This window comes from Acidovorax sp. Root217 (assembly GCF_001428645.1).
Taxonomy (GTDB): Bacteria; Pseudomonadota; Gammaproteobacteria; order Burkholderiales; family Burkholderiaceae_C; genus Acidovorax.
Genome location: NZ_LMIH01000028.1, coordinates 110,580 through 118,211, shown reverse-complemented (window position 1 = coordinate 118,211; position 7,632 = coordinate 110,580). Strand labels below are relative to the sequence as shown.

General features: G+C 67.3%; 8 protein-coding genes and 1 pseudogene. 4 read left to right on the top strand and 5 right to left on the bottom strand.

The genetic code is table 11. The features are described 5' to 3' along the window. Together ASE31_RS32805 and ASE31_RS24585 are read left to right on the top strand one after the other, a co-directional pair. Nucleotides 1–141, top strand: a pseudogene (locus ASE31_RS32805) (DUF411 domain-containing protein); the annotation flags it as partial. Beyond that, on the top strand, nt 138–533 hold the full coding sequence (locus ASE31_RS24585) for a copper-binding protein (protein WP_057204585.1): 396 nt from the start codon (nt 138–140) through the stop codon (nt 531–533). The pseudogene ASE31_RS32805 and the gene ASE31_RS24585, both read left to right, overlap by 4 nt. Nucleotides 534–559: 26 nt before the next feature. Here the strand turns inward: ASE31_RS24585 and ASE31_RS24580 are convergent, their stop codons facing one another. Next, nucleotides 560–3,181, bottom strand: a complete 2,622-nt coding sequence (locus ASE31_RS24580) for an RCC1 domain-containing protein (RefSeq protein ID WP_082604351.1) — start codon at nt 3,179–3,181, stop codon at nt 560–562. A gap of 172 nt (nt 3,182–3,353) precedes the next feature. On the opposite strand from ASE31_RS24580, the gene ASE31_RS24575 reads away from it, so the two are divergent. After that, the gene (locus ASE31_RS24575; RefSeq protein WP_057204581.1) at nt 3,354–4,388 is read left to right on the top strand and encodes a P1 family peptidase; all 1,035 of its coding nucleotides are present in this window, start codon (nt 3,354–3,356) and stop codon (nt 4,386–4,388) included. A gap of 33 nt (nt 4,389–4,421) precedes the next feature. Here the strand turns inward: ASE31_RS24575 and ASE31_RS24570 are convergent, their stop codons facing one another. Genes ASE31_RS24570 through ASE31_RS24565 form a run of 3 tightly spaced genes read right to left on the bottom strand, consistent with a single transcriptional unit; the run spans nt 4,422 to nt 5,876 of the window. Continuing rightward, the gene (locus ASE31_RS24570) at nt 4,422–4,874 is read right to left on the bottom strand and encodes a hypothetical protein (protein ID WP_157412647.1); all 453 of its coding nucleotides are present in this window, start codon (nt 4,872–4,874) and stop codon (nt 4,422–4,424) included. Between the two features lie 15 nt (nt 4,875–4,889). Continuing rightward, the gene (locus tag ASE31_RS31920; protein ID WP_235514753.1) at nt 4,890–5,030 is read right to left on the bottom strand and encodes a GGDEF domain-containing protein; all 141 of its coding nucleotides are present in this window, start codon (nt 5,028–5,030) and stop codon (nt 4,890–4,892) included. A gap of 36 nt (nt 5,031–5,066) precedes the next feature. Beyond that, a complete protein-coding gene (locus tag ASE31_RS24565) occupies nt 5,067–5,876 on the bottom strand; it encodes a hypothetical protein (RefSeq protein ID WP_057204577.1) in 810 nt (269 codons plus the stop codon). 189 nt (nt 5,877–6,065) lie between these two features. On the opposite strand from ASE31_RS24565, the gene ASE31_RS24560 reads away from it, so the two are divergent. Next, nucleotides 6,066–6,908: a FadR/GntR family transcriptional regulator gene (locus ASE31_RS24560; RefSeq protein WP_057204576.1), complete on the top strand. Its 843-nt coding sequence runs from the start codon at nt 6,066–6,068 to the stop codon at nt 6,906–6,908. Between the two features lie 16 nt (nt 6,909–6,924). Here the strand turns inward: ASE31_RS24560 and ASE31_RS24555 are convergent, their stop codons facing one another. Next, nucleotides 6,925–7,605 (bottom strand): nitroreductase, encoded by a 681-nt coding sequence (locus ASE31_RS24555; RefSeq protein WP_057204574.1) that lies wholly within the window; start codon nt 7,603–7,605, stop codon nt 6,925–6,927. Between the last annotated feature and the right edge of the window lie 27 nt (nt 7,606–7,632).

The following is a 7,632-nucleotide window of genomic DNA, read 5'->3' as shown; positions in this document are numbered from 1 at the left end:
GGCATGCCCATCGGCTCGCCCGGCATGGACGGCCCCGCCTACGGCGGCCGCAAGGACAGCTATGCCGTGCTGCTGGTTGCACGCAACGGCAGCACCCGCGTTTTCAAGAACTACCCCGGCAATCAGAAGGCATCGACATGACCCACCACACCACCCACCCACTGCGCATCGCCCTGCTCGCCACCACACTCCTTGTCAGCGCGGCAACCGCCTTCGCCGGCGACGACCATGACCATGGCGAAGACCACGGCAGCCACGCGGCGCCCGCCGCGGCCCAGGCGACCAAGGCCCCTGCTGCCGCCACACCGGAGCTCAGCGAAGGCGAGGTCGTGCGCTGGGACGCCGCCAGCGCCAAGGTCACGCTGCGCCACGGCCCCATCCGCAACCTGGACATGCCGCCCATGACCATGGTGTTCCGCATCACCGACCCGGCCCAGGCCGCGCAGGTCAAGGCGGGGGCCAAGGTGCGCTTTCGCGCCGAACAGCAGGCCGGCGCCTATGTGGTGACGCGCATCGAGCCGGTGGCGAACTGAGAGCACACCGCCTTACGACAGAGAACTCACTCCTCCGGCGCCAGCTCCAGCACCTCGCGAAAGCGCTGCGCCTGCAGCATCTCCTGCGCATCGCGCCCCTGCCCCACGAATACCCGCACACCCGCCAGGCCCGTGCCCACGAACTGCGGCAGGATGGGCAGCGGCACCGACTGGCTTTGCCCGGCAAGCGGCGCGTTGCTGGCCGCAGCGGGCACCGGCGAGCGCAGCAGGCTCCACTGGCCCTGCTCGTCCAGCTGCATCCAGGTGCGCAGGTCTGCAGTGGCAAAGACGTAGAGGTTGGTGGCGCCGCTGCCCGCACCACCATCACCGGCACCGAACACGTCCGCGTTGAACGACAGCGTGCGCAGGTTGCCCGCCAGGCGCGTCTTGACACGGAATGGCGGACGGCTGGCGGTGGGCACGTTGGGTGTGGCGGGGTCCAGGTCCAGGTCGCCAGTGCCGGCCTCGTTGAGCACGGGCACAGGTTCTGCGGCGTTGGCATACACCCCAGCACCCAACTGGCCTTGGCGCCCCTGGCCCCAGGCCCAGACGGTGCCGTCAGCAAGGCGAAAGTGGATGGTGCCGGTGGATCTGCCGCTCAGCGGGCTGGAGATGACTTCATCGCCGCTGATGGACATCTCCTTGATGGGGGCATGCAGGCGAAAGCGCGTGCCCCGGTGCTCATTGAGATCTCGGCCATAGCATTGCGCCGAGCCGTCTTGCAGAACGGCACAGAATGCGTAGTCGCTGCCAGCGTGGATGGACACCGCCTTCTGGCCCAGCGGCAGCGCGGTGGGAACCCGGACCGGGCTCCCGTTCCAGTCAAAAGGAGTTGCCGTGACGCCGAATTGCGGCGTTCCGCCCCAGTACCACACCGTTCCAGATGCATCCAGCGCAAAGGATGTTGCATACCCGGTGGCGGCTACCTGCACGATAGAGGGTGGCAAGCCCACCACCTGCCCGGGTGACTGGAACCACGAAAAGCCCTCCTGCCCCGCTGGCTGCTGCACCGCGACAGGGCTGCCGATCGTCCACACCGAGCCGTCCACTCCCACCATTGCAGCGAAGCCCTGCACCGCCGTAGCGACATCCCGCACCAGCGGCATTCCCGTGCTGCGGCTCACCAGGGCCGGCTTGAATGTGCGGTTGGTAAACTCACCATTGCCGCGACCATAGGCACTCCACAGCTGGCCCTGTGCATCCACACCGAACACGGTGGTCTCGGACACCGCGAGCTTGACCACCGGCGCACCCAGCGCGATCAGCGTCGGCACCTGGCGGAAAGTCCGCCAGTTGATGTTGCTTGTCGGGCTGGCGGCCCCTGCGGCAGCGCCCCAACCGTAGACGCGGCCATCTTCGAGCAACGCAAAGCTGCCGGTGGTACGCGCATGGACGCTCACGGCCTTGCCGGGCAAACGCAATGGCTGCGGGCTGGACGAAGAGCCCTGCGCGCCGTCAAACGGGCCCAGGTGAAGGCTGGTGTTGGGCCCCGTGCCATACAGCCGGCCCTCGCTGGTAATGAACAAGACCCCTTGGGTCTGGGCCGCAAGGCGGGGATCGGGCAGGAAGGCACTGAAGTCCGCCACGCCCGTCGCTATCCGGTTGACCGTGACAGCCGTCCCGTCCGGATTTTCCGACGTGGGATTGCGCCACTGCCACAGGTCGCCGTTTTCCGCGAGTCCCGTGGTGATGTTGCTGCCGCCAAGGTACCCGGCCCGCAGGAAGCGCACGCCCATTTGCGCCAGGGCGGGATAGGGGGCATAAATGGACACGCCGAATTGGCTGCCATCCATGGCGATGCGGGCCGCAGGGCAGACCACCATGGGCGGATTCCCCGAGTCGGGAGGGTAGCCGCGCATCGCGGTTCCCCATTGCCACATGTTGCCATCGACATCCTTCGCATACACCAGGGATGCGGGCGGCGGGTTCCAGCGCGAATGCTCGGGTTGGTAGGACAAGGGTGTCCATACCGTCTGAGAGAACTCCGTGATGCGCGGCAGGCCTCGCATCGCCACCGGAGCGCTGACGCCGGTCGAATCGGAGCATGCCGCCCCCCGCCCCCAGGACCACACGATGCCCTGTTCATCGAGGGCGACGGTGGTATTGGCCTCGTGCTTCAAGCGCACCAGGCGGGCCGGCAGTTGGGCTGCGCGCTGCGGCGATGCGGCATCACCGCCCGTGGGCAGGGGCCCCCACCACCAGGGCTGGCCCTCGCTGTCGATCAGGAACGAAGGCGCGGTGCCGCCCCCGTTGACGATCTCGACCGCGCCGCGAAAGATGAGCTTAGGCTCGGCCCGGTCCGCGCGCGTTCCATCGCCAAGTTGCCCCTTGCGGTTGGTGCCCCAGCTCCACACATCACCCTGGGCATCCAGCAGCAGCGCACCCGTGGCACTGGCCTGCACCTTCCTGGCCTTGACCGGTAGCGCGATCTCGCGCGGAGTGTCGGCATAGATGGTGCTGCCCTGGCCCAATTGCGCCTGCCGGTTGTCGCCCCAGGCCAGCACGCTGCCATCGGGCTGCAGTGCCAGCCCGTGGCGCGAACCCGTTGCAATGCTCTGCGCCTGCACGGCGCCCGATGAACCCAGGCCCGCAAGCAGCGCGGGCAGCAGACAGGCCAAAGCCTGACACCAGGGTGGTGTCGTTGTCATGGTGATCCTTCCTCTCTTGTTTTATCGCCCCATTGTGGTGCTCCGCTGTCGCAAGAGAGGTGATACCCGTCACGTTCAAACGCCCTCAAAGCACACTGTTACATCGGGGCCGAAAACAGGTCGACTGCTGGACCTGCTGACCGCGCTTTTCCACCGCCCATAATCACAGGCCATGACGACCTCAACGACAACCACTTTCACCTCTTCCGGCACCCACGCCAACCACGACGCCGGCAGCATCACCCGCGTGCCCGGCATCGAGGTCGGCCACTTCACCGACACGCGTCGGCCCACGGGCTGCACCGTGATCCTGGCGCGCGAAGGCGCAGTCGGTGGGGTGGACGTGCGCGGCGCCGCGCCCGGCACGCGCGAGACGGACCTGCTCGACCCGTCGAACCTGGTGGAAAAGGTGCATGGCATCATGCTGGCGGGCGGCAGCTCGTGGGGGCTGGATGCCGCCAGCGGCGCGGTGCGCTGGCTGGAGGAGCGCGGCATCGGCTTCGACGTGGTGGTGGGGCGCCTGCCCCTGGTGCCCAGCGCCGTGCTGTTCGACCTGCTGGTGGGCGACATGCGCGTTCGCCCAGATGCCGCCGCCGGCTACGCCGCGTGCGAGGCCGCCTCGCGCGCCGACCCGGCCGAGGGCAATGTGGGCGCGGGCACGGGCGCCGCCGTGGGCAAGATCTTCGGCATCCACAACGCGATGAAGGGTGGCATCGGCACGGCATCGGTCACCGTGGATGGCGTCACTGTTGGCGCGCTGATCGCCTGCAACGCCCTGGGCGATGTGATCGACCCCGACACGGCGCAGGTGATCGCCGGCGCCCGCACCGACGATGGCCGCCACCTGCGCGACACGCGCCGCGCCCTGCTGCGCGGCGAGGCGCCCAAGCCGCTGCTGGCAGGCACCAACACCACCATCGGCGTGATCGCGACCGATGCCACCATCACCAAGGTGCAGGCCCACCGCCTGGCCGTGGCCGCGCACGACGGCCTGGCGCGCAGCATCAACCCGGTGCACACCATGTCCGATGGGGACACGCTCTTCACCCTGGGCACGGGCGTCTCGGGCAAGAACCCGGGGATGATGGTGCTGTCGACCATGGCGGCCGAGGCCACGGCGATTGCCACGGCGCGGGCCGTGCGCGCGGCGCGGTCGATCACGACGGCGGAGGGGCTGTACCTGCCTTGCGCCGGCGATCTGGCCTGAACTGGCCGCCGACTCCCGGCGCTGTGAAATCCCTCAGGGGGCCGATGCCCGGAATGCCTTGCGGTAACGCCGCAGGTTCCTGGCCTTGGGCCCCGTGGGATATTGCGTCAGTTCCATGGTGCAGCCCACCTTGGCAAGTGCTGCAATCAGCTCGGCGGGGAATCTATCGGACTGGACAATGACGCTGCGCATGGCGATACCAAAGTCCACGCATGCGACCTCCACACCTTTGACGGTGCGCATGGCCTGCAACGCCTGGTCGTGGTCATTGAGGAAGCGGATCGCATCCGCCTGTTGCAACTCCAGCTCTTCGAACTCCGCATCGCTGATCTGCAAAACCACCCCCGAGGTGCGAGCCAATCTGCTGTTCGGCCTGGAACTCAAAGGCTCACCCCGCCGCCATACATTGATGGGCTCCACAGGACTCAGCGCAAGCAATTGCGCCACGTCCGCGTCAGGTCCATTGAAAGAAAGAATGCAGCCCATGTGCCTCCCGCTTGCTCACACCACTTCAATCCGGTTGCGCCCATTCTTCTTGGCCGCATACAGCCGCTGGTCCACGGCATCAATGAAGTCCGCAGGCTTGACATAGCCGCCCGGCATGGCGGTGCCCACTCCGATGCTCAGGTCAGACAAGTCCATGGTCATTGCTCCCTGTCGATTCTTCACACCAATTGCTCAGCTTACCGCCACCGGACGGCTGTGCACGGTTGCAATCCCATTCCAGTACCAGTAGAAAAACCCGCCCTCCGTCTGCAGCAGCGTGTGCGTGGTAATGCTGTTCTGATGAATGTCGCCCCAGCAGGCGCGGGCCGAGTTGCGGTTGTTGTGCAGGTCGATCACCGCCGCCGGGTCGCTGCTGGCCGGCTTGGGCGGCACGTAGAGCGCGCTGCCGCGCGGCACCCACAGGTCGGCCAGCCGTATCTTGCCCAGCGCCGGCCAGTAGCGGCCCACCGAGATCACCAGTGGCTGGGTGGGGTCGGTGGAGGCGAACACATGCGGAAAATCATGGTGCTCCAGGTCGGTACAGACCACGCTGAGCAGGGCATTGCCGGTACCCTGGTACGGTGACCAGTGGCCCGCGAAGACGCCGTATTCGTACTCGACCTGCTGCAACGCGGTGACCGGGCTCTCGATCTGCACGGCCTGCCCCGGCTCCACCAGCGTCATGCCAAAGGCCGCCGCCATGCTGCGCGTGGCCCACAGCGGCGCAAACTCCACCTGCTCGGCCGCAAACCCCAGCTGCGTTTCCACGCCCCAGGGCGGCGTGGGCTTGACGCCCAGCACGTCGGCCACCAGGTACTCGTGGCCCACTGCCAGGGCCGGGTCGGTGGCGGCGGGTGTGAGCGGCGTGACGTCGGCGGGCGGATCGGCCAGGTAGACCGGCATGCCGCCGTCGTTGTAGAAGAACGGGGTCTTGGCGGTATCGACCTGGGTCTCGTAGATGTCCTTGATGAACAGCGGGGCGTCGAGGTGGGGTCCGGGCATCAAGGCGTTCCTTGTTGGCGTTAGCTGGCCGCTTTCGGCGCAGTCCACGCCACTATAGCCTCGCGAGATGACAGGGCCGCCGTCCATGCCTGTGTGCCCCCGGCCTGCGCGCGCCCAAGTGCAATGGTCCTATCATTGGCCCAATTGGTCTGATACTCTCGGCCATACTGAACACAATCGAGGTTTTCCTTGCCATCCAAACCCGCTCCCGAAGTCCACGAAGCCGCCGTCGCCCCGACCTTCCGCGCCATACGCTCAACGCGCGCGTTCGAAGAGGTGGCCGCGCAGATCCGGGAAGAGCTGGCCAAAGGCCACCTCAAGGTGGGCAACCGGTTGCCGTCGGAGCGTGCGCTGTCCGAGCAGTTCGGCGTGGCCCGCAACACCGTGCGCGAGGCCCTGCGCTCGCTGGAGAATGCGGGCCTGGTGCGCCTGCAAAAGGGCGCCAGCGGAGGCGCCTTCATCTCCGAAGGCAGCGGCGAGGCCATAACCACCGGCATGCTGGACCTGTACCACTTGGGCTCGATCCAGCCCGCGCACCTGACGGAGGCGCGCATCTGGCTGGAGGGCATCATCGTGCGCGAGGCCTGCCTGCGCGCCACCCCGGCCGACCTGCAGGAGCTGCAGCGCAACATCGAGGAGGCCGAGGACGCCATCGCCCAGGGCGACTTCGGGCGCCGGGCGGAGGTGCATTTGCACTTTCACCGCATCCTGGCGCGCATGACCGGCAACCCCATCATGGTGGTCGTGATGGATGGGGTGCTGTCGGTACTGCGCCGCTACATCGAGTCCATCGGCGAGTACGAGAACGCCTTCGTGCTGCCCTCGCGCAAGCGCTTCATGAAGTTCATGGAAGCCAGGGATGTGGAAGGCTCCGTCGCCGAGATGGAGGCCAGCCTCAAGCGCCTACAGCGCAGCTACCTCTCGCATGCCCTGCAGGCGGCCCAGGACGCAGCCGCAGCGGCGCAACTCCCTTCGGCGAATTCTGCCGCCAAGGCCGCTCCCCGGTCTCGGGCCGCGCGCAAGCCTGCCTGAGCATCGCCCAATCGGTTCACTGCGTCACCCAGGCTGCCGCCGTTGCGACATCGGCACGGCGGGTACGAAACCCATTGGCTGGATGGGCCGCATCCGCATAGCCAAAGGATATGCCGCAGACCACGCGACGGTCGTCTCCCAGCCCGAAGAACTCGCGCAGCAGTGCGGAGCGTGAGGCCAGCGCAGCCTGCGGGATGGTGGCCACGCCCAGGCTGGCGGCGGCCAGCAGGAAGTTGGCAACATAGGCGCCGCAGTCGACTGCGCCGTACACGCCCAGCGCCTCGTCACTGGTGATGATGGCCACGTGCGGCGCGCCAAACAGGCGAAAGTTCTCCTGGGCCTGGCGGGCCGATGCATCGCGGTCGCCGCGCGCAATGCCCACGCTGTCGTACAGCGCAAACCCGCACTCCCTGCGCCGCTCCTGGTAGACGCCCTGGTATTCCCGGGGCCAGGGAAAGTCCGACCCCGCCCCGCTTTGCGGCGCAGCGCCCAGCGCACTGCGCAGCCGCTGCGTGCCCGCCCCTTCGGTGATGTGCACCTGCCACGGCTGAGAGTTGCACCACGAAGCCGTGCGCTGTGCCATCTGCAAAAACTGCTCCTGCACGGACCGGGGCACGGGTTCGGGCAGAAAAGCGCGGCAGCTGTGGCGCTGGTTCAACAACGTGTTCAGTACGGAAGAAGGGGCGTCTGGATTCATCGCATCGCTTTCATGGTCAAGGGTTGG

Bases quoted from the DNA above. Each gene is read 5' to 3' on its own strand.
- ASE31_RS24585 (WP_057204585.1), top strand. From the start codon at position 138: ATGACCCACCACACCACCCACCCACTGCGCATCGCCCTGCTCGCCACC.
- ASE31_RS24580 (WP_082604351.1), bottom strand. From the start codon at position 3,181: ATGACAACGACACCACCCTGGTGTCAGGCTTTGGCCTGTCTGCTGCCC.
- ASE31_RS24575 (WP_057204581.1), top strand. From the start codon at position 3,354: ATGACGACCTCAACGACAACCACTTTCACCTCTTCCGGCACCCACGCC.
- ASE31_RS24570 (WP_157412647.1), bottom strand. From the start codon at position 4,874: ATGGGCTGCATTCTTTCTTTCAATGGACCTGACGCGGACGTGGCGCAA.
- ASE31_RS31920 (WP_235514753.1), bottom strand. From the start codon at position 5,030: ATGGACTTGTCTGACCTGAGCATCGGAGTGGGCACCGCCATGCCGGGC.
- ASE31_RS24565 (WP_057204577.1), bottom strand. From the start codon at position 5,876: ATGCCCGGACCCCACCTCGACGCCCCGCTGTTCATCAAGGACATCTAC.
- ASE31_RS24555 (WP_057204574.1), bottom strand. From the start codon at position 7,605: ATGAATCCAGACGCCCCTTCTTCCGTACTGAACACGTTGTTGAACCAG.